General features: G+C 66.9%; 25 protein-coding genes. 14 read left to right on the plus strand and 11 right to left on the minus strand.

Annotation, left to right across the window (positions count from 1 at the left end):
• Positions 1-53 precede the first annotated feature (53 nt).
• The 4 genes from ACFQ9K_RS15720 (at position 54) to ACFQ9K_RS15735 (ending at position 2,923) form a co-directional block, all read left to right on the plus strand.
• Positions 54-626, plus strand: coding sequence for an NADPH-dependent FMN reductase (locus ACFQ9K_RS15720; RefSeq protein WP_378718922.1), 573 nt, complete (start codon positions 54-56; stop codon positions 624-626).
• An 11-nt stretch (positions 627-637) separates the two neighbouring features.
• Positions 638-1,105 carry a YybH family protein gene (locus ACFQ9K_RS15725; protein ID WP_378718921.1) on the plus strand — a complete coding sequence of 156 codons (468 nt, stop codon included), beginning with the start codon at positions 638-640 and terminating at the stop codon, positions 1,103-1,105.
• Positions 1,106-1,487: 382 nt separating this feature from the next.
• Positions 1,488-1,832 (plus strand): YrdB family protein, encoded by a 345-nt coding sequence (locus ACFQ9K_RS15730; RefSeq protein ID WP_378718920.1) that lies wholly within the window; start codon positions 1,488-1,490, stop codon positions 1,830-1,832.
• Positions 1,833-2,473: 641 nt separating this feature from the next.
• Positions 2,474-2,923, plus strand: coding sequence for a hypothetical protein (locus tag ACFQ9K_RS15735; RefSeq protein ID WP_378718919.1), 450 nt, complete (start codon positions 2,474-2,476; stop codon positions 2,921-2,923).
• Between the two features lie 225 nt (positions 2,924-3,148).
• On the opposite strand, the gene ACFQ9K_RS15740 is transcribed toward ACFQ9K_RS15735, so the two are convergent.
• The 3 genes from ACFQ9K_RS15740 to ACFQ9K_RS15750 form a co-directional block, all read right to left on the minus strand.
• Positions 3,149-4,252 carry an FAD-dependent monooxygenase gene (locus ACFQ9K_RS15740; protein ID WP_378718916.1) on the minus strand — a complete coding sequence of 368 codons (1,104 nt, stop codon included), beginning with the start codon at positions 4,250-4,252 and terminating at the stop codon, positions 3,149-3,151.
• 95 nt (positions 4,253-4,347) lie between these two features.
• Entirely contained in the window at positions 4,348-4,695 is a 348-nt protein-coding gene (locus ACFQ9K_RS15745; RefSeq protein WP_378718914.1) for a DoxX family protein, read from the minus strand.
• A 302-nt stretch (positions 4,696-4,997) separates the two neighbouring features.
• Positions 4,998-7,964: a BTAD domain-containing putative transcriptional regulator gene (locus ACFQ9K_RS15750; protein ID WP_378718913.1), complete on the minus strand. Its 2,967-nt coding sequence runs from the start codon at positions 7,962-7,964 to the stop codon at positions 4,998-5,000.
• A 72-nt stretch (positions 7,965-8,036) separates the two neighbouring features.
• On the opposite strand from ACFQ9K_RS15750, the gene ACFQ9K_RS15755 reads away from it, so the two are divergent.
• The 3 genes from ACFQ9K_RS15755 to ACFQ9K_RS15765 all read left to right on the plus strand — a co-directional run bounded on the left by ACFQ9K_RS15755 (position 8,037) and on the right by ACFQ9K_RS15765 (position 11,155).
• On the plus strand, positions 8,037-8,615 hold the full coding sequence (locus tag ACFQ9K_RS15755) for a carboxymuconolactone decarboxylase family protein (protein ID WP_378718912.1): 579 nt from the start codon (positions 8,037-8,039) through the stop codon (positions 8,613-8,615).
• A gap of 56 nt (positions 8,616-8,671) precedes the next feature.
• On the plus strand, positions 8,672-9,625 hold the full coding sequence (locus ACFQ9K_RS15760) for a pyridoxal-phosphate dependent enzyme (protein WP_378983247.1): 954 nt from the start codon (positions 8,672-8,674) through the stop codon (positions 9,623-9,625).
• A 90-nt stretch (positions 9,626-9,715) separates the two neighbouring features.
• Positions 9,716-11,155: a short-chain fatty acid transporter gene (locus ACFQ9K_RS15765; RefSeq protein WP_378718908.1), complete on the plus strand. Its 1,440-nt coding sequence runs from the start codon at positions 9,716-9,718 to the stop codon at positions 11,153-11,155.
• Positions 11,156-11,242: 87 nt separating this feature from the next.
• On the opposite strand, the gene ACFQ9K_RS15770 is transcribed toward ACFQ9K_RS15765, so the two are convergent.
• On the minus strand, positions 11,243-11,863 hold the full coding sequence (locus ACFQ9K_RS15770) for a dihydrofolate reductase family protein (protein ID WP_378718906.1): 621 nt from the start codon (positions 11,861-11,863) through the stop codon (positions 11,243-11,245).
• 127 nt (positions 11,864-11,990) lie between these two features.
• Here ACFQ9K_RS15770 and ACFQ9K_RS15775 point away from each other — a divergent pair, with 127 nt between their 5' ends.
• Together ACFQ9K_RS15775 and ACFQ9K_RS15780 are read left to right on the plus strand one after the other, a co-directional pair.
• Positions 11,991-12,566, plus strand: a complete 576-nt coding sequence (locus tag ACFQ9K_RS15775) for a LysR family transcriptional regulator (protein WP_378718904.1) — start codon at positions 11,991-11,993, stop codon at positions 12,564-12,566.
• On the plus strand, positions 12,517-12,783 hold the full coding sequence (locus ACFQ9K_RS15780) for a LysR substrate-binding domain-containing protein (RefSeq protein WP_378983323.1): 267 nt from the start codon (positions 12,517-12,519) through the stop codon (positions 12,781-12,783). Before ACFQ9K_RS15775 ends, ACFQ9K_RS15780 begins: the two co-directional genes overlap by 50 nt.
• 52 nt (positions 12,784-12,835) lie before the next feature.
• On the opposite strand, the gene ACFQ9K_RS15785 is transcribed toward ACFQ9K_RS15780, so the two are convergent.
• The 4 genes from ACFQ9K_RS15785 to ACFQ9K_RS15800 all read right to left on the minus strand — a co-directional run bounded on the left by ACFQ9K_RS15785 (position 12,836) and on the right by ACFQ9K_RS15800 (position 15,801).
• Entirely contained in the window at positions 12,836-13,801 is a 966-nt protein-coding gene (locus ACFQ9K_RS15785; protein WP_378718903.1) for a hypothetical protein, read from the minus strand.
• Positions 13,798-14,550, minus strand: coding sequence for a squalene/phytoene synthase family protein (locus ACFQ9K_RS15790; protein WP_378718901.1), 753 nt, complete (start codon positions 14,548-14,550; stop codon positions 13,798-13,800). Before ACFQ9K_RS15790 ends, ACFQ9K_RS15785 begins: the two co-directional genes overlap by 4 nt.
• Positions 14,551-14,818: 268 nt before the next feature.
• Positions 14,819-15,121 carry a putative quinol monooxygenase gene (locus ACFQ9K_RS15795; RefSeq protein WP_378718900.1) on the minus strand — a complete coding sequence of 101 codons (303 nt, stop codon included), beginning with the start codon at positions 15,119-15,121 and terminating at the stop codon, positions 14,819-14,821.
• Between the two features lie 119 nt (positions 15,122-15,240).
• Positions 15,241-15,801 carry a dihydrofolate reductase family protein gene (locus tag ACFQ9K_RS15800; RefSeq protein WP_378718898.1) on the minus strand — a complete coding sequence of 187 codons (561 nt, stop codon included), beginning with the start codon at positions 15,799-15,801 and terminating at the stop codon, positions 15,241-15,243.
• Positions 15,802-16,115: 314 nt separating this feature from the next.
• On the opposite strand from ACFQ9K_RS15800, the gene ACFQ9K_RS15805 reads away from it, so the two are divergent.
• Both ACFQ9K_RS15805 and ACFQ9K_RS15810 read left to right on the plus strand, forming a co-directional pair.
• The gene (locus tag ACFQ9K_RS15805; protein WP_378718896.1) at positions 16,116-16,814 is read left to right on the plus strand and encodes an alpha/beta fold hydrolase; all 699 of its coding nucleotides are present in this window, start codon (positions 16,116-16,118) and stop codon (positions 16,812-16,814) included.
• A gap of 126 nt (positions 16,815-16,940) precedes the next feature.
• Positions 16,941-18,134 (plus strand): hypothetical protein, encoded by a 1,194-nt coding sequence (locus tag ACFQ9K_RS15810; protein ID WP_378983251.1) that lies wholly within the window; start codon positions 16,941-16,943, stop codon positions 18,132-18,134.
• An 808-nt stretch (positions 18,135-18,942) separates the two neighbouring features.
• Here the strand turns inward: ACFQ9K_RS15810 and imm45 are convergent.
• Positions 18,943-19,521, minus strand: a complete 579-nt coding sequence (imm45, locus tag ACFQ9K_RS15815) for an Imm45 family immunity protein (protein WP_378726998.1) — start codon at positions 19,519-19,521, stop codon at positions 18,943-18,945.
• Between the two features lie 555 nt (positions 19,522-20,076).
• Here imm45 and ACFQ9K_RS15820 point away from each other — a divergent pair.
• Complete coding sequence (locus tag ACFQ9K_RS15820) at positions 20,077-21,615, plus strand: M4 family metallopeptidase (RefSeq protein WP_378983254.1); 1,539 nt, start codon at positions 20,077-20,079, stop codon at positions 21,613-21,615.
• A 6-nt stretch (positions 21,616-21,621) separates the two neighbouring features.
• Here ACFQ9K_RS15820 and ACFQ9K_RS15825 read toward each other — a convergent pair whose 3' ends face one another.
• Complete coding sequence (locus tag ACFQ9K_RS15825; RefSeq protein WP_378717449.1) at positions 21,622-22,674, minus strand: YncE family protein; 1,053 nt, start codon at positions 22,672-22,674, stop codon at positions 21,622-21,624.
• 129 nt (positions 22,675-22,803) lie between these two features.
• Positions 22,804-23,577: an AraC family transcriptional regulator gene (locus ACFQ9K_RS15830; protein ID WP_378717451.1), complete on the minus strand. Its 774-nt coding sequence runs from the start codon at positions 23,575-23,577 to the stop codon at positions 22,804-22,806.
• A gap of 129 nt (positions 23,578-23,706) precedes the next feature.
• Between ACFQ9K_RS15830 and xylA the strand changes: the two genes are divergently transcribed.
• Both xylA and ACFQ9K_RS15840 read left to right on the plus strand, forming a co-directional pair.
• Complete coding sequence (xylA, locus tag ACFQ9K_RS15835) at positions 23,707-24,888, plus strand: xylose isomerase (RefSeq protein ID WP_378717452.1); 1,182 nt, start codon at positions 23,707-23,709, stop codon at positions 24,886-24,888.
• Positions 24,885-26,129, plus strand: coding sequence for an ROK family protein (locus tag ACFQ9K_RS15840; protein ID WP_378717454.1), 1,245 nt, complete (start codon positions 24,885-24,887; stop codon positions 26,127-26,129). The genes xylA and ACFQ9K_RS15840 overlap by 4 nt, the downstream gene beginning before the upstream one ends.
• Positions 26,130-26,391 lie beyond the last annotated feature (262 nt).

Consider the following 26,391-nt stretch of genomic DNA (forward strand, 5'->3'; position numbering starts at 1 on the left):
ACCTGTTTTGTGAGACGGCCTGACATTCCGGGAGGCTGTCTCGTCGGAAGGGTATGACCAGAATCGCTATCATCCTCGGCAGTACCCGTCCCCACCGCAAAGGCGAGCCGATCGCCCAGTGGGTGCTCGACACCGCCTCCCAGCGCGACGATGCCGACTTCGAGCTCATCGACCTGCGCGATCACCCGCTCCCGCATTTCGACGAGGCCGTGCCGCCGATGTTCGGCCCGTCGGTCAACGCCCACACCCGCGCCTGGGCCGAACGGCTCGCGCTCTTCGACGGGTTCATCATCGTCACCCCCGAATACAACGGCTCGGCTCCCGGCGTGCTGAAGAACGCCCTCGACCACGCGTTCGCGGAATGGGTGAACAAGGCGGTCGGATTCGTCTCCTACGGTGTGGACGGCGGCGTGCGCGCCGTGCAGCAACTGCGCCTCGTGTGCAGCACCCTCGGCATGGCCGACGTCGGCTACCAGGTGTCGATCTCGGTGCTCACCGACTTCGAGAACGAAACCACATTCGTCCCCACCGACCGCCAGCGTGGGGCGCTGAGCAAGACCCTCGACCAGGCCATCGCGTGGAGCGATGCCCTGGCCCCACTGCGCACCGCCCTCGTCAACTCCTGAAGGAGCCGATCATGAACGCGTCCAACGACTTCCAGTCCCACGACGACCGCATCAAGGCCGAGGAGGCCCAGCTGCGCCGCACGATCGACACCGTGATCGACGGACTGCACGACCAGGACCTCGATGCCGTGCGGCAGGCCTACACCGACGATGTGGTGTCCTTCGATATCGAGCCGCCCCTGCAGCACGTCGGCATCGCCGCGAAACTCGCGAACTGGGCCAACGTGTTTCGCGTCTTCGAGACGGTGACCTATGACGTGCGCGACCTGACCTTCACCATCGGGGACGAGGTCGCCTTCGGCCACGCCTTCGCCCGTCTGCGCGGCACGCTGAACAACGGTGCCAGCTCGAACGGCATGTGGGTGCGGGTCACCTACGGCATGCGAAAGATCGACGGCGACTGGCGAATTGCCCACGATCAGGTCTCGGTGCCGTTCGACATCACCACCGGGAAGGGCGTCGCCGATCTCGAACCCTGACCGTCGGTCGGCAGGCTCTCTGCTCGTGGCAGGCTGCATCGCGTAAGGAGGGAGCGCAGCTGGCGAGCGCCGGCGGGCTCCGAGGCTGCCGACCGCTGCGCGGGTATTAGTTGTACGTTCAGATCGTTTGGTCCAGAACAGCTTTCGAACGTCCGCTTCTGCTGAGACCCGCGCGGGCGATGCGGTAGGTCACGCCGGTTGGCGCTGAACGGTCAGTTCTACGACTGCGGTGTGTCGAGGCTGCCGGGCATCAGCACGCTGACGGTCGCGGAAATGCCCGAAGGGCCGGTGTCGGGCGGTGACTTGACGAATCACCAAGCATCCGTGCACACTGCTCTCGTAAGAGAGCGATGCTCACGTATAGGCCTGAGGGAGAACAGACATGCACGAAGTCTGGAAATGGGCCAATCTCACGCTCGCGTTCGTGATGGAGTTGGTCGCGCTCGTGGCGCTGGCGCTGTGGGGCTGGAAGACCGCCACTGCGACGCCGCTCGAGTTCGTCTCGGCGGTGGGCGCGCCTGCTCTGGCGGCGCTGGCTTGGGGCATGTTCGCGGCGCCGAATGCGACATTCGACCACCCGCTGCTGGCGGTCGTCACCAAAGTCGTAGTCTTCGGCGGCGCAGCGGTCGGATTGTGGGCCGCGGGCTACCGGGCGGCCGCGGTCGTCTTCGTCGCTGTCCTGGTCGGGAACCTGCTGGCGATCCGGCTCGGGCACCTGACCTCGTGAGCACGGCTCGGACGGTTTGCGCTTCCGCGGTCGGTTGAGGTGGGCGTTTCCGACCCGGCGAGACGGCAAGCCCACCGCCGAGCAGTCACGAGATCGGCGTCGGAGAATCTCCGGCCAGCAGTATCTCGGGGATCTGGGTGAAGACGTACACCTCGAAAAGCTGGCCTGGCCAGGATTTGGGCGGAGCGGGATCGACCGCGCCCAGATGCTCGACAATCGTGCCGATGCTTTCGTGCTGCCAGGGAGATCGGGGCCGGGCCGCGGGTGCCCGGGTAGCGCCGCGACCAGTTCGGCCCCCTGCCCTTTTGTGCGTCAGGTGTCCATCGAGACCGACAGCGCCTGCGCGAGTGGGGTCACGGTCTGTTGCGGACGTTTACTTGCCGTCACCACCCGCATTCGAAGCGAAAATCGTTGCGGGCCTGGACAACCCTGCACGCACCTGTCGGGACCGGTGCGGGCGTGCTCCGGGCAGGCTTGGCGCCACCGCCACGGGCGGTCGGCCCGATCGAAGACGGCGGTCGGTCCTTACCGATATCCGGCTTCATCGGCCGGGATGCTGGAATACCATGCGGTACAGCGCTTCCGGTTGCTCGAGATCGGTGTGAAATGCTCGTGAAACGCGCGGCTTCGATGCTGGGCCAATGATTCTCACACGTGTTCGCCGTGCTCTGCTCCTGGGTCTTATGGGTGTATCGCTGATCGCCGTCGCGGCTGCGCCTGCCGCCGCATACACAGGGAACTTCACCGATATCGACCCGAAGCGGGAGACCGTCCGCTGCAACATGGACACCGAGCGGGTGCTCTGTGTCATCGCCGGCCAGGTTCCCTGGACCATCCCCGGCGACCCGCCGCCACCCAGTCGCTGCCCCAGCGGTTACAAATTCCCCACCTTCATTCTGCGCAACACCGGAGAGGTCCAGCTCAGCAACGATTGCCAGCTGGTAATCGAGGACGGAGAAGTCCTCCCGTTCCACAAGGTCCTCAGCAACGGCTCTATTGTCTGCTCGGGCCTGGCCCGCGAAACTGGTATCCAGTGCGTCAATGACCAACATCGCTTCCAGATCGCACGAAGTAACTACACGGTGAGCTGATCGTCAGCGGGTGAGGTATTTCTCGATGGCCCTGACGGATTCGCTGATCACGCCGATGCGACCGTACGGGGCGTACGAGTACGGAGGCAGGGTCCGGCAGAACTCTGGAATGGGTGAGGCACAACGGCTCCGGCCGTGACGATAGGTGTCTGTGGGAAGGGTGACGACCGCCGTTCGACCCCGGCGGCCGTGCATTCCGGCGAGTTGGTCCGATGTCACACGGGGTCAACAACATTCCCAGTCGAGGACCGGGGCGAGGGACTTGAACTGCATGGACGGCGGGGACAGGCGCAGTAGCGTGTTGCGGGCCAGAACGGCTGCAGGGGAGGAGAGTTGGCCGATGGTGCCGATCAGGCGGGAGCGTTTGAGGATCATCTGGGTGCGGGGTCTGCGCTGGCTGTCGTAGCGCATCAGATCGTCGTCCCGGGTGGCGACGTGCGCCAGCACCACCGCATCCTCCAGCGCCTGGCAGGCGCCCTGACCCAGGTTCGGCGTCATGGCGTGCGCGGCATCGCCGAGCAGCGCGATCCGGCCTGCCACATAGGTTTTCAGGGGTGGTAGGTCATAGAGGTCGTGCTTCAGGATCGGCGTTTCGCCGAATGCGGCCAGCAGGGCGGGGATGGGGTCATGCCAGGAGCCGAACCGGGTGCGCAGTTCGTCCAGTCCGTCGCCCAGGGTTCCCGCGGCCATGTCCGCCGTGGCGAAGCAGTAGACCCGGCCGTCGGGCAGCGTGCTGTAGCCGAAACGTTCGCCCCGGCCCCAGCTTTCGCCCATTTCGCCGACCGGCTCGGTGGGTGTGATGACCGCTCGCCACGCGGTGTATCCGCGGTAGCGTGGCTCGATTTCGCCACAGACCGCACGCCGGACCACGCTGTGGATACCGTCCGCGCCGACGACTACCTCCCCGGTCGAGGTTCCCGCCGAATGCACGACGGTGCCGTCGGTCTGCACCGAATTCACCGAAATGCCCGTGCGCACTACGCCTTCCGGGAGGGCGCGACGCAGGATATCCAGGAGGTCGGCACGGTGCATCATGACCGGACTGCCGTAGCGCAGTCGGATGGCCTCGGTATCGGTCCGGGAAAGCCAGCGTCCCTTGCTGTCGCGGATCCCGGCCGAATCCTCCGCCCTGGCCCGGCCGCGCACGGCCGCGTCGAGACCGAGCGCGGCCAGGGCGCGAAGTGCGTTGGGCCACACCGATAATCCGGCGCCGACCTCCTCGATCCGGGTCGAGCGCTCCAGCACCTCGACCTCCCAGCCGCGCAGCGTGAACGCGATGGCGGTCGCGAGACCGCCGATCCCGCCGCCGACTATGACCGCTTTCGGCATGTCATTTCCTTTCCTCTCTCGACATTCGAATGCCGCCGGCTCGCCGGGGCGAACCGGCGGTGATGGAAATCTCGGGCCGCCTGACGACCGGACGCTCAGGCCGCGGCTCCCAGCCCCAACGCCACGGCGACCGGGACGAGATACAACAGTGGGAAGGCGACAGTCTTGTAGGAGCGTGCGCGCAGGATGGTGATCACCGCACCCGCGAAGTAGAGGATCAGTCCGATCGCGGCGGCGACACCGATCAGCGGTATGAACAGGCCGACGATCAGCCCGATCGCCCCGGCGGCCTTGAGCGCGCCCAGCGCGGTCCACCAGCTCTGTGGCACACCGTATTCCACCAGCGGATCGGTCACGAACTTCGCTTTCCGCAACAGCGAGAACGCCGAGAACCCGACCCAGGCGGCGGCGATGATGGTGACGGTAACGTACGCGATATGCATTTTCTCTCCTGTTTCTTCGCAATTCCCTAGTCCGGGAACTGATCCCACGCATGGTGGGTTAATGGCAGGCGCACGTACAGATACGCCTGTCTGCCGCAAGGTGTCGGCAGTCGACAACCCCTGTCCTCGGATGGGGGGATTTACCGTGCCGCTGTGCGGGGTTGGGCAGATTCGCACTTCCAAAGCGTCCCGTGCCGGATCGATACTTCGCCGATGCGTTCGCTATGGGGTCGGTGACGCGAGCGAATCGCCGGTGGGCCGCGGTGCGCGCCGGATGAAGAGGAGAGCCTTCGGGCGAGCGCTCAGGACAATTCGGCCAGCAGTTCCCGCACGCTGTCGGCCTCCGGAAGGCCGAGCGCCTGATACGTCCGCAGCGCCGATTCGGCGTGCTCACGGGCCTGGTCCAGCTGTCCGCACAGCAGATGCGCGCGGGCCAGCCCCTCGTGCGCGTCGGCTTCCTCGGGCAGATTGCCCGTCTGCACCGCGCGTTCGAGCGCGACGGTGTGCTCGGAGATCGCCTGTGCCGCATCGCCACCGGCACGGGCGGTATGCCCCAATCCGTTCCACGCGGCGGCCTCGTCACCGTGGGTACCGAGCGAGCGATACAGCTCGAGCGCCCCGCTGTGGAGTTCGCGGGCCAGGTCCGGTTGTCCACACCAGCGGTACAGTGTGCCGAGCTTGTTCAGCACCAACGCCTCGCCGCGCGCGTTGCCGACCTGGCGGTGCAGATCCAATGCGCGTTCGAGATGTTCGCGGGCTTCGGTGCGTTCGTCCTCGCCGAGGACCAACGCGAGATTCCCCAGAACGTGTGCCTCGCCGCCGTGGTTACCGATCTCCCGGGTAATGCACAACGCGCTGCGGAAGTATTCGCGCGCCGCGTCGGTATCGCGTTGCCGCCAGTGGACATTGCCGAGGGTGTTGAGTGCGCGTGCCTCCTCGAACCGGTCCCCGTTCGCCCGGGCGACGGTCAGCGCATGCTCCGAATATCGTGTCGCGTCGGCGTATTCGCCTCGCCGCCAGTGCGTCCAGCCGAGGTCTGCCAGCGCCCGCGCCTCGCCGGAGCGATCACCCAGCCGGCGCCCGGCCACCAGCGCGACCGCGTGCAGCCGGGCCGAGTCGCTGTGATGGAAGTATCCGTCGAGGTAGGGGCGCAGCGTCACCGCCGCGTCGCGCACGAATTCGGGCCGATCGTGATCCGCCGCATGGACGATCACCGCCAGGAGATTGGCCCGCTCGGCGTGCAGCCATCGCGCCGCGGCGTCCGGACCGTCGATCGGGGTGATCGGCGCCGCGGCGGGTGGCAATGCCTGGCGGTCGGTCGCGCTGTGCGGAAACAACCGGTCCACTGCGGCCCGGGCCGTGTGCAGATAGTGGTCGGACAGTCGCGAGAGTGCGGCCTGCCGTGCGGTATCGGACTCGTCGACCGCCACGATGGCGGTCGCGTGGGCGCGCAGCAGGTCGTGCAGCAGATAGCGTCCTGGTTCGTGCTGTGCGACGACGTGCACGTCCAGCAGTTCCTCGAGCAGCAATTCGGCCTCATCGGCGTGCGGAAGATCGGCGAGCGCGGCCGCCGCGGCGGCGTCAATGTCGCGGCCGGGATGCAGGCCAAGCAGCCGGAACAGGCGCTGATGCGCGGGGGCGAGCTGCCCGTAGGACAACGCGAAGGCCGCGGCCACACCGCGTTCGGTGGTGGCCAGCTCGACCAGCCGCCGCCGTTCGTCGCGCAGTCGTTCCGCCATGTAGCCGACGCTCCATTGCGGGCGGTGCAGCAGTCGCGCCGCGGCGATCCGCACTGCCAACGGGAGGAACCCGCACAGCTGCAACACATCCAGCGCGGCCACCGGCTCGGCGGTGGCGCGGGCGCCGACGATTCGCTCGAACAGCCCGATGGCGTCGCCCGGCGGCAGTACCGGCATCGACACCGCGTGCACGCCGTCGAGATCGATCATTCGCCGACGGCTGGTGATCAGGAACAGGCTGCCGGTGGTGGCGGGCAGCAGCGGGCGCACGTGGTCGGCGTCGGCGGCGTTGTCGAGGACGGCGACGATCCGGCGGCCGGTCAGTTCACCGCGCCAGAGCGCGCTGCGGTCGCCCTCGTCGAGCGGGATGCGATCCGCGGGAACCCCCAGCTGACGCAGGAGTATCTCCAGCGCGGCGGCCGGGGCGACGGCGGCGCGTTCGGCCGCGTAGGCCTGCAGGTCGATGAACAGCTGCCCGTCGGGGTAATGCTCGGCGAGGCGATGCGCGGAATGGATGGCCAACGCGGTCTTGCCCACTCCGGCCATGCCGTCGATGGCGACAATTCCGCCCGGTCCCCGCTGATCGAGTTCGCCCAGCCGATCCAACTCCGCCGCGCGGCCCGTGAAATCGGGAATGTCGTAGGGCAGGAAGTTCGCACCGGGTGATGGCGTCTCCGATGGCGGGGAGGCCGACGTCAGGTCCGGGCGCGGTGGCGACGCATCCGACGGCGGAGCCGGATTCGCCGGCCCGGTTCGACGCGGTTCCTGGTGATCGGGGTTCGCGGGGAGCAGCAGGTCGGGATCGCCGCGCAGCACGGCCTGTTCCAGATCGCTGAACGCCGACCCCGGATCCAGGCCGTGCTCCTCGACCAGGGCGGTGCGCAGCGCGCGTGCGGCGGCCAACGCGTCGCGCTGCCGGTCGGCGCGATACAGCGCCAGTACCAATTGTCCGGTGAGCCGCTCCCGCAGTGGATTCTCGGCGACCTGGGCGATGAGCTCGTCGAGCAATCGCCGGTGCCGGCCCAGCGACAATTCCAGGTCCATCAGCCGCTCGACGGCGGTGAGCCGCTGCTCATGCAGCCGGGCGCGGGCGTTGACGACGTAGGCGGCGGTCAGGTCGCCCAGCGCGTCACCGCGCCAGAGTGCCAGTCCCGCACGCAGTTCCGCGACCGCGTCGCGGGGGTCGGCCGCGTGTTCGGCGGCGGCGAGGCGCACGGTGAAGTCGGTGAGATCGAACTGATTCGAGCCCGGACGCGCGACGTAACCGGCCGCGCGGGTCTGGATGGTCGGCGCTGCCTCGGCCGTACGCAGCACCCGCCGGATCGAGGTGAGCGAGGCGTGGATCTGGGCTCGGGCGGTGTCGGGTTCGTCGAGGCCCCACATCGCTTCGATGAGGCGTTCGATCGTGCAGACGCGTTCGGCGTTGAGCAGCAGGTACGCCAATACCCCGCGGTGGCGCGGCGCGAGGGTCGCGACCTGGCCGTCGATACTGATCTCGACCGGCCCGAGAATCGAAAAACGTAGATCCATTGTCGTGTCACATACAACCACCCATCGCGGGCGCATCGCAAAAGTATCAACGCGCACGATCATGCTGGCCTCATGACCGAGCTACCGCCGCTGCCGCTGCTCGAGCCGGAGGCCGCCACCGGCGTGACCCGAGCGTTGTTCGACACCGCCCAGCGTCTGTTCGGCATCACGCCGAATATCGCCAAGACGCTGGCCAACAGTCCGGCCGCGATGCGCGGCTATCTCGCGCTCGCCGACTCCCTGGGCACGGACAGCGCTCTGGACTCGGATACCCGGACTCGCCTCGGCCTCCTGCTGGCGCAGGAACACGGCTGCGACTACCTGCTGTCGGCCCACAGTTTCCTCGCCGCGCGGGTCGGCGGATTGAGCGAGCAGGCGATGACCGATGCCCGCTCCGGCTCGGCGACCGACCCGAAGCAGGCTCAGGTGCTGGCCTGGGCGGCGGCACTGGTCCGCCGCCGTGGGGCGGTGACCGACGAGGAGGTGGCCGAGGCCCGCGCCGCATTGTCGGATGCCGAGTTCATCGACGTCGTGGCCGAGATCGCGCTCGCGGTGTTCGACTCCTACCTGTCGCTGGCCGGGCGCGTGCCGATCGATTGGCCGCTGGTGCGGCACACCGAGCGGGGCGGCGAGGTCGACTTCGGGCGCTGATATCCTCGCTCGGCCCGCCGATATCGGGGCGGGGTCGTGAGGAGGAGTTCGGGGTGATGGGTTCGCTGACCCCGGTATTCGACGATGTCGCCGCGGCCTCCCGGCGCATAGCGGGCATCGTCCGGCCGCTCACGGTGATCGACGCCGACGCGGATCTCGCGCCGAGCGGCAACATCAGTCTGGCCCTGGAATGCTTGCAGCACAGCGGCTCGTTCAAGGCGCGGGGCGCGGCGAACCTGATGGCCGCGCTGCTGGCGGCGGGCCGCATGCCGCGCGCGGGTATCGTCTCGGCCACCGAGGGCAACGCCGCCATCGGATTCGCTTGGGCTGCAAGCCGATTCGACGTGCCCGCGACGGCGTTCCTGAGCCGGTCGGCGCCCCCGGCGACGGTTCGCCGGCTGCGTGAGCTGGGTGCCGAGGTGCGGGTGACGGGCGCGACAAGGGCCGAAGCCCAGCATGCGGCACGGCGATTCCAGGATGACACGGGTGCCATCGAAGCCTATGTCTACGACGACGCATTGACCTCGGCCGGCGCCGGCACCATCCTGCTGGAGCTCGCCGCGACGCGACCCGGCCTGGACACCGTGGTCTGCGCGGTCGGCGCCGGCGGCATGTTCTCCGGGATCGCCGCCGTCGCCGAGAAGCTGAGCATCCGGGTGGTCGGCGTCGAACCGGAGGGCAGTCAGGCGCTGCACGCCGCGCTCGCCGCGGACACCGTGCGGGAGGTCGAGATCGATTCCGTCGCCGCCGATTCCCTCGGCGCGCCCAGGGTCTCGCCCGCCGCGCTGGCCTGGGCAAAGACCGCCGACACCCGCTCGGTGGTGGTGAGCGACAACGCGATCATCGACGCCCGTCTGCGGCTGTGGCGGCATCATCGCCTTGCCGTCGAGCACGGTTCGGCCACCGCGCTGGCCGCCCTGCTGGTCGGCGCCTACCGGCCGCGGCCCGGAGAACGAATCGGGATCGTGCTGTGCGGGGCGAATACCGATCCCGCCGACCTCGTCCGCTGACCAGAGCCGACTTCGGCGCATCAGATAGCCCCCGCGCGGTGGCGTGTCATCGTGACGCCCGAAGCGTGTCGAGAACGAAGGAACACCCCGATGGCGACCGCAACGGTAGACAACGACTCCGAGAAGGGGCTGGCGCGGGTCGCGCAGGTGCTCGGTCGGTGGACGGAGAAATGGTTTCCGGACGCCTACGTCGTCGCGCTCGCCGGGTTGATCCTCGTGGCCGCCGCGGCGTTGGTGAACGGTTCGTCGCCGAAGACTGTCGTCGACGCGTTCGGTGATGGCTTCTGGGATCTGACGGCGTTCACGCTGCAGATGACCATGGTGGTGCTGACCGGATACGTCCTCGCCACCTCGCCGCCGGTCACCCGGCTCATCGACCGGCTGGCCGCCGTACCGCGCACCGCGGCCGGCGCGGTGAGTTTCGTTGCGCTGCTGTCGATGTCGGTCTCCATCCTGAACTGGGCGCTGAGTCTGGTATTCGGCGGCCTGCTGGCCCGCTCCGTCGCGCGGCGATCCGGACTGCGCGTCGACTACCGTGCGCTCGGCGCCGCGGCGTTCATGGGAATCGGCTCGGTATGGGCGCTGGGCATCTCCTCCTCGGCGGCGCAGTTGCAGGCCACGCCCACCTCACTGCCACCCGCGCTGCTGAAGATCACCGGGGTGCTCGACTTCGGGCGCACCATCTTCACCTGGCAGTCGCTGCTCACGTGCGCGATCCTCGTGGCGCTCACCGTCGCGATCGCATACTTCTCCGCGCCGCGGGGAGCGGCGATCGAGACGGCGCAGCAACTGCGCGTCGACCTCGACGACGAGCCTGCCGAGATCGCGCCACGCTCCCGTCCGGGCGAATGGCTCGAGTACAGCCGTGTGCTGCCGATTCTGGTCCTGCTCATGACCGCGGGCTGGCTGGTCTCTCAGCTGGTCAGCAAACCGGTGCTCACGGTCGTCAGCAGCCTGAACTGCTATCTGCTCGTCTCGCTGGTGCTCGGCCTGGCCCTGCACGGGACGCCGAAAAAGTTCCTGCAGGCCGTGTCTCTCGCCGTACCCGTCACGGCCGGGATTCTCGTCCAGTACCCGCTCTACGCCGCGATAGCCGCCGTACTCGCCAAAGCGAAAGGCCGGGGCGGTCATACGCTGTCCGACCACCTGGCGGCGGTCTTCACCGACATCGGCGGCGGCGGGAACTTCGCCGTCGTCATCGCCCTCTACACGGTGGTACTGGGTATCTTCATTCCGTCGGGCGGCGGGAAATGGTTGGTCGAGGCCCCGTTCGTGATGCAGTCGTCGACCGATGTCGGGATGAATCTCGGTTGGACGGTACAGATTTACAACGTGGCCGAGGCGCTGCCGAACCTCATCAACCCGTTCTTCATGGTGCCGCTCCTGGCGGTACTCCGACTGCGGGCGCGCGACCTCGTCGGATTCACCTCTCTGCAGTTCATGATCCACTTGCCGGTGGTGCTGTTGCTCGTGCGGTTGCTGGGCATGACGTTCGACTATGTCCCGCCGATCCTGCCCGCCGGGCCGTGATCGCGGCGCGATGGGCACCGGCTTCGGCCGGTCGGCCGAGCAGAATTCCAGCGGGTGATTGCCGAACTCGCTGCCGATGCGTCCGGTTCAGTGCAGCACGCGATAGGTCAGGTGGGTGACCGAGCCGGCTGCTCGCGACTCCACCTGCGCGAGGTTCAGCGGCGGGACGCCGTCGAACAGTCGCGGGCCGGCGCCGAGCATGAGTGGCGCTATGTGCAGCCGCATTTCGTCGATCAGGCCGGCGGTGAGGTACTGGTTGACGGTGGTCGCGCCGCCGTGGATGGAGATGTCGCCGTCCCCGGCCGCGTCGCGTGCCCGTTGCATCGCGGCTTCGATTCCGTCGGTCACGAAGTAGAACGTGGTGCCGCCGTCCATCGGCTGCGGATCGCGTGGGTGATGGGTGAGCACGAAGACCGGGGCGTGGTAGGGCGGATTGTCGCCCCACCAGCCCTTCCACTGCCGGTCCCACTCGCCGCGCACCGGGCCGAACATGTTGCGCCCCATGATGAATGCCTTGGCCGTCAGCATTCGGGCGAACTCGGCCGGATGCGCCGCGGAGCCCTCGGTGAACCAGGCGTGCAGCTTGTCGCCCCAGCCGTCGCCACCGTCGTCACCGAACGGACGCTGCTCGCTCTGGTTGGGCCCGGCCGAGTATCCGTCGACCGAGATCGTGAGGTCGCACGTCACCTTCCCCAGATGTGTGGTCATTGAGCTGTCCTCCTCGAGGCGATCTACCGTCGCCATCACGATGATTTCCGTCAGAGGTCAGCATGGATTGCGAATGGTATGACGTCCAATGCCAATCAGCCGCCAATTACATTGATTATCTTGATAATTGCTCAACCTGGTCCACTTCAAGGTTCTGGCGGCAGTAGCTCGACACGGCTCGGTGACCGCGGCAGCCGCGGAGCTGCACTACTCCCAACCGTCGGTGAGCCATCATCTGGCCCGCCTGGAAGCGGCCACCGGCGTCAAACTCGTTCAGCGGGTCGGCCGTGGAATCCGATTGACGCCGGAAGGAAAGCTGCTGGCCAACCGCGCCGCCGAGATCCTGGGACGGGTCGACGCCGCGACCAATGAGCTGGCCGCTCAGGTCGGCCTGCAGGCCGGGCAGGTCCGACTGGCCGCCAGCGCGTCCACCCTGAGCACGCTCGTCCCGCGGGCGGCCGCTGCCTTGTCGCAGGCGCACCCCGGACTCCAGCTGAGACTGTTCGACCGCCATCCGGTCGACGCGCTACAGATGCTGCGGCACGGCGAGATCGACATCGCCCTCGTCTTCCGGCATGCCGGAGCCCCGGCGGCGGAGGAAGGACTCCGCCTGGATCGGCGGTTGCGACAGTTGCCAGGACGAGCTGAACGCCCTGTGCCGGCACGCGGGCTTCACCCCGCGCATCACCTCGCACAGCGATGACATGGTCGTCGTGCAATCCCTCGTCGCCGCCGGCGCGGGTGTCGCGACCCTGCCCGGCCTCGCACTCCAGGCCCACCGCCGACCCGACATCCACGCCACCGAACTCACCGGCCTGCACCGCCAGATCTATGCCGCCACCTTCGGCGACCCACCCGACCCGACGGCCGTCACCGCCGTACTGGCCACACTCACCGGAGCGATCACGCCGGCGAACTGAGGATGGACATGCCGCTGCGGTGGCAGGGCGGGTGGCGAGGACGAGGCTGCCGCTACAGACCGATGTCGTAGCGTCCGGTCTCGTGGAGCCAGCTCAGATGGCCCGCGATCTGAGCTTCGAGACCGCTCACGTAGTGGTGCAGAACCTGGCTGCCGCGGTCTCGCAGCCGTCCGGCGAGACGCACAAAGGTCTTGGTGGCGTGGCCGACTTCGGCCGCGGTGCGGTCGATTCCTTGCTGCACGGTGATACCGGTGTGATGGGCAAGCACCATCGGCAGGTTGGCCACGTGCCGCCGGCGAAAGTCGCGGGGGCAGCCGTAGACGTCGTTGGTCAGGCCGATGATCTCGATGGCCAGGTCGGTGAGCTCGCGGACCTCGGCGTCGAGCAGCAGTGCCGGTGGCATGTCGAAGCCCTGCGCGATCTCGGTGAGCACGAAATGGTGGTGCAGGTGCGCGATGAGATGCCGGATGCGCCGATACTCGGCCACCGGAGGTACCTGCCCAGCCGCGGTGTAGGCGACATCCGCGGCGGCGCCAACGCTGTAGTGCAGCATGCCCTTTCGGATACGCAGCACTTGGTGCGGCGTGGCGATGGCCTCGATGCGCAGGAACAGATCCCGGTACGCGTGCTCGATCGGGGGTCGCCCGCTCGCCAGCGGTGCGTGCGGGTTCTCCGCGATGGCCTCACAGGCCAGCAGGTGCGCCGACAGCGCGGCGGGACGGCCCGCGAGACCCAATCCCTCGGTGTAGCGGTCGTCCTGAACGGTCGCCCAGACACAGAACTGGGTAGCGATCAGGACCCGCTCGGCATCGCCCGCAGGGATCATCCACGCGTAGGTTCGCCCCAGCGTCGAATGCCGCAGGTACCGCTCGTCGGCATCGTCGCGGATGACGCCGAACTCGCGCAGCCAGCCGAGCGTGCGCTGTTCCAACTGATCGGCCTCCGGATGCAGCCGCCCGGCCACCGGGAACCGGATACGTGGAACAACGAGATCTGTCGCGTCGACGGCCCACATCATGCTCGCGCTGACTTCTGCTCGGCCAACGCGCGGTGCGCACGAGCCAGTGGCACAGCGCAGAAGCCGCGAGCCGGGCCGTCGGGTAAAGCCGCCAGATACGCGTCGGCCAGGACCAATTCCCGTTCGGCGTAGGCAACCATATCGGCGCGATCCCAGTTGTCGGGCCAGAAGTCCACCCCGCGGCCACTGTCCACGTCCCGATCGATCAGGATGTTGACCGCCTGCAGCCCGCGGCCATACTCCACGGCGTGCGTCCGGTCCGATCGCGTGCCGTCATGCCACGCCCATAGATCCGACAGCAGCAGCACAAGCGTTCCTGCCACCGCGTAGGTATAGCGGTCCAGGTCGATTTCGTCGTGAATCGCGAACCCCGACTCGACCCAACCCGCCATCCGCTCGGCCATCGCCGAGAAGGTATCCAAGACCCGCGGACGAATATCAGCAGGAGCCAGCTGCGCCCATTCCCCAAGTCGGACAGTGACTTCCGGCAAAGCGGTGGCATATCCGGCGAACACATCCGCCGCTTCGGCTCGCCCGAAACGCGTCTGGAACAGCCGGCTCACCGCACGGAGCAGGACAACCTTCGCCTCGGCATCCAGGGATGGATGGTCCTCGATTTCGTCGATGGCTCGCATGCACAGATAGGCACACGTCGTCGATTCATTCAGTCCCGCAGGCATGCTGGTGATCGGGACATACCAGGTCGTGCTGTAGGCACGGACGAAGTCGTGCGCCTCGGGCAGGTTCAACGCCAGCTCCTTCCGGCGCCACCCAGCACGGGGGTCGTCGTCGAAGCCACCACCGGGAAGGCCAAAACCGCAAGCCGCACAAGGCAACCCAGCTCGTCAGCCGCTGTGCACGCCTCGTGCCCGCATCATAGATTCTCCCCGCTAGGCGTCCTGCGCGTTCGCGGAATACATGGTCGTGTCGAAGGTTTGCATCGTTGCCCAGATCGCTTTGGGTGACGGCGAGAGAATCCTCGCCGTCACCTTCGGCGTCCTGTCTTTGCCTCCAGGCTTATGTCGGAAGTTTCGATGCGAGAATGTCGACGTTCTCGATCGCCGGGGCAACGGTGAACAGTTCCTCGGCGCGCTGGCCGAGTGCGGTGCCGACGCCCCCGGCCAGGTGGGCTTGCCGGCCGGCGTCGTCGGGGAACACGTCGAAGATGCCGAAGGTGGACGCGTCGAACTGGACGGCGAACCAGGCCCGGGTGTCGGGCTCCTGCTCGACGATCGCTTGGGCGTCTGTCAAGAATTTCGCTACTTCCGACTCTTTGCCCGGCTTTGCCTGTACCCGGACCAGCAGACCGACTCGCACCATGATTCCTCCTTGGGTTGGACACGCTTCGAACGCACGCGCCCTACCCGCAAAAGGGCGAGGCAAACATCAGGCCCCACGTTCAACGGGCCGCTCGGTCCGGCGTAGTCCTTGCCGCCGCCTCAGCGCCGGACGCGGTAGCGGATGTGGGTGGCCTGCGGTGTGTCGATCACCCGCACAATCTCCAACTCGATCTCGGCAGGCAACACATCGAACATCCGGTGGCCGCGACCGAGGAGTACCGGGATCAGGTGGATCTGGACCTCGTCCAGGACGCCGGCCTCGATCGCGCGTTGGGCGGTGTATGCGCCCCGCACCTGTACATCGCGGTCGCCCGCGGCGGCCTTCGCCTGCGCCATCGCGCTCTCGATGCTGTCGTTCACATACGTCACCAACGGATAGCCCCATCGCGCGGCCGGGCTCGGCGGGCGGTGGCTGGGCACGAAGATCGGCAGGCCGTTGTGCGAGCCGCCCCAGTGATCCATGAGCTCGGCCGTCCGCCGTCCGGACAGTACCGCGCCGGCGCCGTTCCATTCGGCCTCGAATTCCCGGGTCGGCCCCGCCTCATCGCTGGCACCGGCCCAGTGGTGCAGCCGTTCGCCGTCCTCGCCGCCGAGGAAATCATCGGGATCGGCGATGTAGCCGTCGAGCGACATCGACATGTCGAGTACCGATGCGGACACTGAAACCTCCAGGGGTGTAGACACTTGCTCGAACTCACGTGGTTCCGCCAGATTTCCGGGAGACCGACAAAGTTCGTGATCAGCCTTACCGAATAGGTACCGCCGAACCATCGGCAACACATAGGTATCTCCAACGGCGGATTCTGTTTGTTCTATGGACTCGGGTGTCGGTTCCTATCGTTGTGTTCGGGCCCGATGTCGGAAAGCGGGGGATCGATCTCGCCGGCTCGGTGCCGGCCCGATCGCCTGGTTGCCTTGTGCTGCACGGAAATTTGCGGCGGCTGGTCCGTCGAATGGCAAGTATGGAGGCGGTCGTGGCGAATGTTGTGCTGGTGCACGGAGCGTGGAGTGATGGGTCGCTGTGGCAGGAGGTGGTTGCGGTCTTGGACGAGCAAGGGCATCGGGTGCGGGCCGTCCAGTTGCCGTTGACCTCGCTCATCGACGACATCGCCTGGACGCGGCGGGAGATCTCGAGTTTCGACGGGCCGGTGACGCTGGTCGGGCATTCCTACGGTGGCATGGTGGTTTCCGGGGCCGCCGAGCACAACGAGCAGGTCGACGCGCTGGTGTTTGTCGCGGCCTATGCGCCGGAGGAAGGCGAGACAGTCTCGTCGCTGAGTGGCCGTGGCGCGAAAATGCCTGGCGGTGAGGCGATCCGGTTCGCTGAGGACGGGTGGTCGATCATCGATCCCGCCGAGTTCGCCGATGTGCTGGCCGCTGACGTCCCCGCCGCGAAACGCAGGGCGCTGGCCGCAACGCAGAAGCCGACCCACGGCGCGTGTTTCTCCCAGCCTGCGGGGCCGAGTGGGTGGCGTGATCTGCCGTGTGCTTACCTGCTGTCGCTGGAGGATCGGATCTTCGATCCTGGGTTGCAGCGTTGGTTCGCGGAACGGACGAATGCCACTCTCACCGAACTGCATTCGAGCCACATGTCCCCGATCGCGCATCCCGAAGACGTCGCCGCCGCCATCGGCAAGATGGCTAGACGTCGAGCGGTTACGGGGCGGCCATAAGGGCATGACTTGTCAGACACCTGGCTGGAGTGATGCGCAGTCCGTTCCGCGACTCCAGGCCTTGTCTCGTTCTGCGTTCGTTCGATCCGCCTGTGTGCGTCGGGCTCTGTCGCTAATGTCACGCGGATGGACGCGGTGCAGGTGCAGACGAAGCTCGTGCTCTCGCCCGATGAGGACCTCATCCTCACGGCGTGGCAGTACCGAATGATGCAGCGCGACATCGCCGCATCGAAAGGCAAGCACCTACCGTCCAAGCGTGAAATCCGTAACTCCTTTCGCGACAGCGCGGTTGCGGCCATCGTGGAACGCGACCAGGACGACTGGTCGCCTGCTGTCGCAGAAGTCGTTCGCCAGATCGCCGCGGATGGCGAGGCGCCGAATCTCGAGGCGCTCGAATCCGCTGGGCCACAGATCTCCTCGGTCGTGACGAGGCGATCACGGGCGCTGCTTCTGCTGATCGATCTGTATGGGTTCGAGCCGTGGGTGGAGGGCAAATGGGAAAAGGCTGTCCGCGCTGAAGTCCTCGCCGACGTCCATCGGTCGCTGGACAAGCTCCATCCCGAAGACCTGCCTGCCGTGGAGACCGCGTACAAGGACGCGATCAAGAAGCTCTCGAAGGCAAGCAACTGGACCAAATACGCACTCCTCGCGGGTGCGGGCCTAGGGCTCGGCGTCCTGACCGGCGGCCTCGCCGCGCCGGCAATTGCCGGCGCGTACGGAACGCTTGTCCTCGGCTATTCGGGCGCGGTGGCTACGTCGGCGGGCTTGGCCGCGATCGGCGGGGGTTCCATTGCCGCCGGTGGTCTCGGCATGGCCGGCGGTGCCGCGCTCATCACCGGTTTCGGCGGCGCCGCGGGAATCGGAGCGGCCACACTGGCGGGAAAAGCCGCCGGGTTCACCGCAGCGCGCGTCGCGGCCGACGCCATCCGGCTCCATGTCGTGACTCAGCTCGTGCTGCGGGATGTCGACGGTAACGAAGAGGCGGCAAAGGCTGTCATTGTCAGTCTCCGCGAGCGCGTGACGAATCTGGGCAAGACCGTCGTGACCCTGGCCGAGCGAATCGAACTCCTTCGTGCGCAGCTCGAGGCGAAGCAGGCGGAGTTGACCGCGGAGCGGGATCAACGCCAGGTGGCCGAGGACCGCGTTGCTCGTTTCCGGAGCGTCGCCGACCGGCTCAAGGAGCGGGTCACCGGGCCGGAGAATGCTGAACTCCAGGCTTTGCTGGCCGAACTCGAGGAAGTCGAGGGGGAGAAGAAGGTCGTCGAGACCCTTGCACAGGGGGTCTCTGTCCTCGCCGACGACCTCGAGGAAGCGGCGTGAGCGACACTGGCGGTAGCCCGAGTGAGCAGGTCTCGCCGATCGATGATGACTACGTCGGCAACTTGGACGCACTCACGCGTGACCTCGACGACATCGAAATGATTGCCGCGTCGGCGCTTTCGGGCAAGCCGACCGACCGTGCGACGACACAGCGCATCGTGAGCACCGCTGCCGGCCGCACCTATTCCGACCTCACGGCCCACCATCAGGAGCGTCGCGAAGTCGAGGGATGGGGCGAGCCCGCCATTGCCGACATTCTCGACCCGATCGCGCTGCGGCAGATCGACGAGTGGCGGGCGGCCCAACGGGTTCCCTGGGAACGGGGTGACGTGATCGCCGTGGGTATTTCGGGGCTCATCGGCGCACTTGGAAACCTCTACGACAGCCAGGTGGACGCCGCGGCGCTCAGCGGTCTGTCCTTGTTGAAAAAGACCGACCTGCTGCGCCGGTGGGAGCGGGAGACCGCCCGGCTGCCCATCGATTACACCGGCCCGAAGTTCGGCGGTCCGGCACATCGCGTTCGGTCGGCCGGCCACGACATCGGCCGGTTCTTCAACGCCCTCAATCAAATCCGCACAGGAACCTTCGAAGGTACGTGGTGGCAAGACGGACAGCGGATGTTCGAAACGGTTGCGACCACGCGCTCCGGGCTACCGTTCGCGCGAGCACCAGAGCGGCATCTGGCAGTCGCGTTGCTGTTGAAACACTGGGCGGCAGATTTTGTCACCCCGATGAACTTGCCGTTGCCGGGTTGGACGCTTCTCGGCGAGATGCCGAACCCTGAGTTGCGGAAGTTCGCCAATGACGCTTACGCCGGAACTAATTCCGGCGACGGGTTGAACCTTCGCTCCGGAATGCTGACGCCTGGTCTGGGGATGCTCGCGACCGAGGTCGTCATCCGAACGCACACGCACCTCGGGGCATACCGTGCCACGGGCACTCCCCGGCTGGCGACTTCCGCGACGGCCAAACGCACGGAGATGCTGCTCGCCGCGCACGCCGCCGCCGGAGCGATCAGCCTGTCGAAGACCGCCGCGGCCGCGATCGCTGGTGAAAACGTAGTAGCCGCAAGGCATCTCAACGTTCCTGTGCTCCTGCGGGTGGGCATGCTCGCGCTGAAAGTCCGCTCCGACGCCGCGGCCCGCGCGGAAGGCGGAGCGCCATCGTGGGAAACGCTGCTCGCTGAGGAAGCGGCGACTTGGACCTTGTCCGAAGCAGTTGCCATCGCGGAGCTCTGGGACTGCCCCGGAACCCAAGTCGTGCTCAATCCATTGGCTTCCTCGGCTACGCTCTCCGGCGGCAACTTGACAAGTATCAAGCCTGCCTTGTAACCAGTTGTCATCATAAGGCCGAAGGGGCGATATTCTTCGAGGGTTTCGTACATCATGAATTCGACGATGTCCTCGTAAGGCCATTTTGCGGCAGGCGAAATACTGTTCCGCGGGTAATGTACGCCTCGTTCAGATCGATCAGCCTGGCGATCGCACTCATATCATTTCACCTTCAAATCGTGTCGCCCAGTTTTATCTGGAGGTCCGGTCGGGTTGATGCCTGAATCGCTTCACCTCGACGCTTGCCCGACTTCGGGTCGGCCCGCTCGAAGCGTCCGTGCTGAGGATCCCTTACGCCGGGGACCCGCTCGCCGGTGGGCGGATCGGGTACTCGTGGGTGATCATGTCGAAAGGCATACGCGCATAACGTTTTCGGGCAAAACGGACTATTAGCTCGAAGATGTCCGGCTCATTCCCCAGTCTTTTCTCCAGTCGAGTTGACCGCTGGTATGTGGTTCTACTTGGTAATGAAATTTGCACATAAACGGGCGGGTCGAAATACCGCCTTTGCGATAATTGCGGTCGGGGCAATGGTCTTCGCGTCCGGCCCAGGGGCCGGCGGGGCGCCGCCGGTCAGTCCATCCGCACCCTCGGGTTCTGATCTTTCCTCCGTGCCGAAAGAGGTGACGACGGATCAGCAGGGTTCCGTTCGGCAGGTGGTGCCGAAGGATCCGATCAAGGTTCCGGCAGGCTCGGCGGCCGACGCCGCTACCGCGGCGCAGGCGCACGCGAACGGTGTGCAGAAGGCGCTCGGCGGAAACGGTGACACCGCGGGCAATCTGGTCGTGGAGTCTGTGTTCAAGATTGGTACGGGGGCCACGGTCCGGCTGCGTCAGGAGATCGACAAGGTGCCGGTGTTCGGCGCGTCGGCGGCGGAATCGTTGACCGCCGACGGTTCGCTGATCTCGGTGACCGGCTCGCTGTCGAAGAAGTCGCAGGGCAAGTACGCGACGACGCAACCGTCCGCCCAGGTAGCCCAGACCGCGCTGAAAAAGATTGCCGAGCAAAGCAAATCCGCGCCCGACCGGTTGCGCGTCACGGCGACGAAGGCCTACTGGTACGACGCGAAGCTGGCCGCCAAAGACGAGGCGCAGAGCATCGCGGTGCCCGCGTTCAAGGTGGAGATCGCCGGTGCCGGTGCCGACAAGAAGGGCGAGCCGGCGACGTGGGTTGTCTTCGTCGACGCGAACAGCACCGGCAAGGTGCTCGACAGCTGGAGCGAGACCAGGCACCTCAACCGGGTCGTGTGTGACAACGCGAGTCAGCCCATCGACCCCAACGAGGCCGGCTGCGGCACCTCGGCCATCCAACCGACGCGGTCGGAGGGTGAGGGGCCCAGCGGCATCCAGGATGTCGACGACATCTACGACTACCTCGGTAATACCGAGCGGTTCTACGCTCAGTACACCCAGGTGGCGAACCTGACCAACCTGATCGGTTCCGACACCGGAGACGGCCACGGTCAGGCGCTGCGCGCCACCGTTCGTCTCTGCACCTACGATGAATGCCCGTACCAGAACGCTTTTTGGTCCGGCAGTTACATGGCCTACGGTTCGGGTCTGACCACCGAGGACATCACCGCGCACGAGCTCACCCACGGCGTGACCCAGAACACCAACGGTCTGGTCTACCGCAACGAGCCGGGCGCGATCAACGAGTCCATGTCCGATGTGTTCGGCGAGCTCACCTTCCTGGTGGACACCGCGAACCCGTGCAACACAGCCGCCAACCGGTGGCAGCTCGGTGCGTGCAGCTCGATCGGCGTGATCCGGGACATGAGGAACCCGAAGACGCACCAGAATCCGGATACCTACCGGGGTACTTACTGGTATGCCGGTAGCGGCGACAGCGGCGGCGTCCACACCAACAGCGGGGTGGGAAACCGCACCGCGTCGCTCATCACCGACGGTGGCACCCTCAACGGCGTGACCGTCACCGGGCTGGGCATCACCAAGACCGCCGCGCTGTACTGGACCACGCAGACCCTGCTGTCGTCCAATTCCAACTACGGCGCATTGTCCAGCGCGCTGAAGAACGCGTGCAACACCAATGTCCGGAACAACACCGCGGGCACCACGGCCGCTGACTGCGTCCAGGTGGCCAATGCCACCAAGGCGACCAAGCTGCCGCAGTTGCAGACCCGCGCCTGACAATAGTTATCGGTCGGAATCGGACGTCTCATCGTGCTCGTTATGGGCTCGGTGAGACGTTCTCCGTCCGGCACGCTCCTCCAGATATGCCAGGCCGTGCGGTCCGGCGCCGACCGGCACCGTCGCCGTGACCGACATGGATTCGAGATCGATCACCGAGACGGAATCGTCCTTGTAGTTGCTGATGTAGGCGGTCGAGCTGTCCGCGCTGGCGATCACATTGAGCGGGAACCGGCCCACCGCTATCCGCGGCCCGAGCGCCAAGGTGGCCGCATCGACGGTCTGGAAGAAGCCCTGGCGTAGCTCGGGACTGTCGGTCCAGTAGGTGAAGTTGAAGCTGGTGATCAGAACGTAGCGGCCGTCGGGTGTGACCGCGACCGCCCCCGGCGATTCCGGCAACTCGAGCGTTGCCTCGATCCGGGCCTGGACCGCGTCCACGACGTACAACTGCGGCGACCGTTGGCTTGCCACGAAAATCCTTGCACCGTCGGGAGATACGGCGATACCCTCGGTCCCGTTCGGGGTCTCGATGCGGCCGGTGACCGTCATCGACGCCACGTCGACGACGGAGACGAACCCATCCTCCTTGTTGGCGGTGAACACCGTGGAACCGTCCGGTGTCAGCGCCATCCAGTGCGGGCCGTGCGCACCCACGGACACCGACCCGAGTACGGTCTCCTGGTCCAGGTCCAGCGCGATCAGCTCCCCACCGCCGGACTCGCAGGTGATCAGGGCCGTGCGGCGATCCGGTGCCAGCGCGATGCCGTGCGGCCCCCAGTGCGGTGACAGGTCGATGCCGCGCAGCGGCCGGAGCTCATCGACGGCGACGACCTCCAGGAAGTGCGAGGCCGACCTGTAGTGGTTGTAGAAGCCGTCCTGGTAGCTGATGCACACGTACCCGAGCCCCCGCGCATGATCCACGGCGACCTCGTGGGGCATCGCGCGAATCGACAGGTGGGCGAGCCGGTTCAGCGATGACGCGTCGAGCAATTCCACGGCGCTGTCCTCGGTGTCGATGATCAGCAGCCGGGCCGCGGTGGCGCCGGTATTTTCGAGCATCACTCTCGTTCCTCGGTAATCGGAAGCAGTAGAAGGGTTTTCGCCCGGGCGGAATACCACCAACGTAGGCACGGCCGACAGTGCGCACCACCGGTATGTCGCCAGCGGAATCCGGAAACCCGCCAAGGTTCAGCGCGCGGTCTGGTTCAGTTCGCTCTGGTATCGGCCGGGGGTCTGCCCGACGAGCGCGGTGAACGCCTCGATGAAGCTGGTCGGATTCGACCAGCCGCAGGCCATCGCGGTGTCGGTGACCGAGCGACCGTCGTGCAGGTGTACCAGCGCGTGCTGGATGCGCAGCAGCGTCCGCCACCCGTGGAAGCTCATGCCGACCTCGGTGTGGAACAGGCGGCTGAGGGTGCGCTCGCTCGCACCGGCGGCTCGTCCCAGCTCGGCCAGGGTGGCGTTGTCGGCGGGGTCGGTGTGCAGTCGATCGGTCACGGTGCGTAGCCGATCGTCGCGCGGTTCGGGAAGATGGCCGAATTGCTCTGGAGCATCGATCAATTCATCGACGACGACCGCGAACAGCCGCTCGTGCGCGCCGGGCCGAAAGGGGCGATCGGAGGTGAGGGTCACCAGCAACTCCCGCACCAGCGGAGTCACCGCGAAGACGGTCGGTCGAACAGGCAGCTCGCCGCAGAACGCTCGCGGCAGTTCCAGCACCCGCACCTCGGTCGCCCCGTAGGCGCGGTTGCTGTGCGCGAAACCCGGCGGCATCCAGGTGAGCCGGTCGGTCGGCGCCACCCACGTGCCGAGTTCGGTCGTGGTGGCAAGCACGCCCGCCGACGGATAGAGCAACTGCCCCGTGCGATGCCGATGGACGGCGATGCGCGCGCCGTGGCTGAGCCGGCCGTGCCGCAGCGGGGCGAAGTCGAGCTCGGGAGCGGATTCGCGGATTTCCGGCATCCCGAACGAGGCTACCAGGGGAATTCTGGTGTCGCGCAACGTTTTGAGTGATGATCGCCGCGGTCGGCGTGGATTGTGGGTACGCTCGAATGCAATTAGTTCAATGACTGAACAAAGTCGAGGTTCGACATGGTGGCACCAACTCGCGCGGACAAGTTCTCCTTCGGATTGTGGACAGTCGGATGGCGGGGAAGGGACCCGTTCGGGGACGCCACCCGGCCGGAACTCGACGTGGTCGAGGCCGTGCATCGGCTCGCGGAACTCGGGGCCTACGGCCTGACCTTCCATGACGACGACCTGTTCCCCTTCGGCGCGTCGCATGCCGAGCGGCAGCGGCGCATCGACCGACTGCGGACCGCGTTGTCCGAGACCGCGATGGTGGTGCCGATGGTCACCACGAATCTGTTCACCCATCCGGTGTTCAAAGACGGCGGGTTCACCAGCAACGATCGAGACGTGCGCCGGTTCGCGCTGCGCAAGGTGCTGCGGAATGTGGAGCTGGCGGCCGACTTCGGCGCGCAGACCTATGTGCTGTGGGGCGGGCGCGAGGGCGCGGAATACGACAGCGCCAAGGATGTCCGCGCGGCGCTGGACCGGTATCGCGAAAGTCTCGACCTGCTCACCACATTCGTGCGTGACCGCGGCTACGACATCCGCTTCGCCGTCGAACCCAAGCCCAACGAACCGCGCGGCGACATTCTGCTGCCCACCGTCGGGCACGCACTGGCGTTCATCGCCTCGCTCGAGCATCCAGAGCTGGTAGGCGTGAATCCCGAAGTGGGACACGAACAGATGGCCGGCCTGAACTTCGTGCATTCGATCGCGCAGGCGCTGTGGCACGGCAAGCTGTTCCACATCGATCTCAACGGGCAGCGTGGCGTCAAATTCGATCAGGATCTGGTGTTCGGGCACGGCGATCTGATGAATGCCTTCAGCCTGGTCGACCTGCTGGAGAACGGCGGCCCGGACGGCACGCCCGCCTATGCCGGGCCCCGGCATTTCGACTACAAGCCCTCGCGCACCGAGGATCTCGCGGGCGTGTGGGACTCGGCGGCCGCGAACATGCGGACCTATCTGCTGCTGAAGGAGCGTGCCCGCGCATTCCGCGCCGATCCCGAAGTGCGCCAGGCGCTGTCGGAGTCCGGGGTCGCCGACCTACGCACCCCGACGCTGGCCGCCGGGGAAACCCACGCCGATCTGCTGGCCGATCCGGCGTTGGCCGACTTCGACGCCGACAAGGCGGCGCAGCGCGGCTTTGGGTTCGTGCGGTTGAATCAGCTTGCGCTGGAACACCTGCTCGGTGCGAGGTGACCGCACGACGGCGGATGCCGGGCGTCGAATCCGCCACGCGCCCGGGCCATTTGCGCCAGGTGCGCACCGGGAACCTGCGGACGCTACTGCGGTCGGTACTGGACAGCCCCGCCTCGCGCGCCGAGCTCGCCCAGCGCACCGGCTTGACCAAGGCCACCGTCGCGAGCCTGGCCGAACCGTTGCTGCGGCAACGCATTCTGTCCGAGGACGCCCTCGTCAACACCGGGCGGGGTAGACCGTCGCGGCCGCTGCGGTTCGCCGCCGAAGCACCCGTGGCGATCGGCGCGGAGATCAACGTGTGCCACCTCGCCGTCACCGTGGGGCGGCTGGACGGATCGACCGTCTCCGATCACCGCGTCTACATCGAGAACCGATGCCGCGGTGCCGAAGAGATCGCCGACCGGCTTGCCGAATCGATCGGCGACGCGATCGCCGAGGCCGGTCGGCCGGTGCTGGGAATCGGGCTGGCCGTGCCGGGCATCGTGTGTGAGGGCACCGTGGTGCTTGCGCCGAATGTGCCGGGTCTGGCCGGAATCCGGATCGGCGACCGGCTGGACGCGGCACTGAGACGGCAAGGGGTTGAGGCGGGCATGATCGAGGTGGACAACGAAGCCAATCTCGCCGCCCTCGCCCATGTCTGGCCGCATCCTCTGGCCGGCGACGACTTCGTCTATGTGTCCGGCGATGTCGGCATCGGCGCCGGAATCGTGCTCGGCGGGGCGCTGTTTCGCGGGGGCAGCGGATTCGCCGGAGAACTCGGGCACGTGGTGATCGAGCGCGCTGGGCCTGCCTGCACCTGCGGCGGTCGGGGCTGCGTCGAGCAATACGCCGGTCTGCACACCGTGTTCCGTGCCGCGGGCGTCCCCGATCTCGACGCGCTGTCGCATGCTCTGGAAGGGGGTGACGCGGTCGCCCGGGCCGCGGTCAACCGCGCCGGTTCGGCGCTGGGCACCGCACTCAGGTCGCTGATCAACGTCTGTGACGTCGCGACCGTCGTGCTCGGCGGCAGCTACGCGGCCTTGTTCGACGATCTCGCCCCGGGCGTGCAAGCCGAACTCGGCACCGGCGTGCTCGCCGCCGCCCGCCGCCCGATCTCGCTGACCGTCTCGCCGTTGGGTCGCGACGCCGTCGCGCGCGGCGCGGCGGCCCTCATCACCCACCGATGCTTCGTGGAGCCGGAACGCCTGCTGCATTCGGGCGCTTACGCCGAAGTCGTGGCCGAACCCAGCCCTTCGGCATGAGGCTCGCCCAACATCGGGTCCTGCTCGAGACGAACGTGCGGGGACGTCGTTCTGGCAGGTTCGGCGGGGCGGTGGGTGGGCAGCACCTGGGTTTCCGCCCCGCCGAACTGCGGTGCGCCTAGGCGCGCTCCAGGGGTGAGAGCGTCCCGGTATCACCGGTGCGAGCATTTGTGGGCTCGCAATGCAGCCATACCCGTGCAGGCGGGCTCAAACCGGTTCGGCCGGAACAGTTTCCAGGGTGCGGTTCTGTGCGGCTCGGTGT

This window comes from Nocardia sp. NPDC056564, from assembly GCF_042793755.1.
GTDB lineage: Bacteria > Actinomycetota > Actinomycetes > Mycobacteriales > Mycobacteriaceae > Nocardia.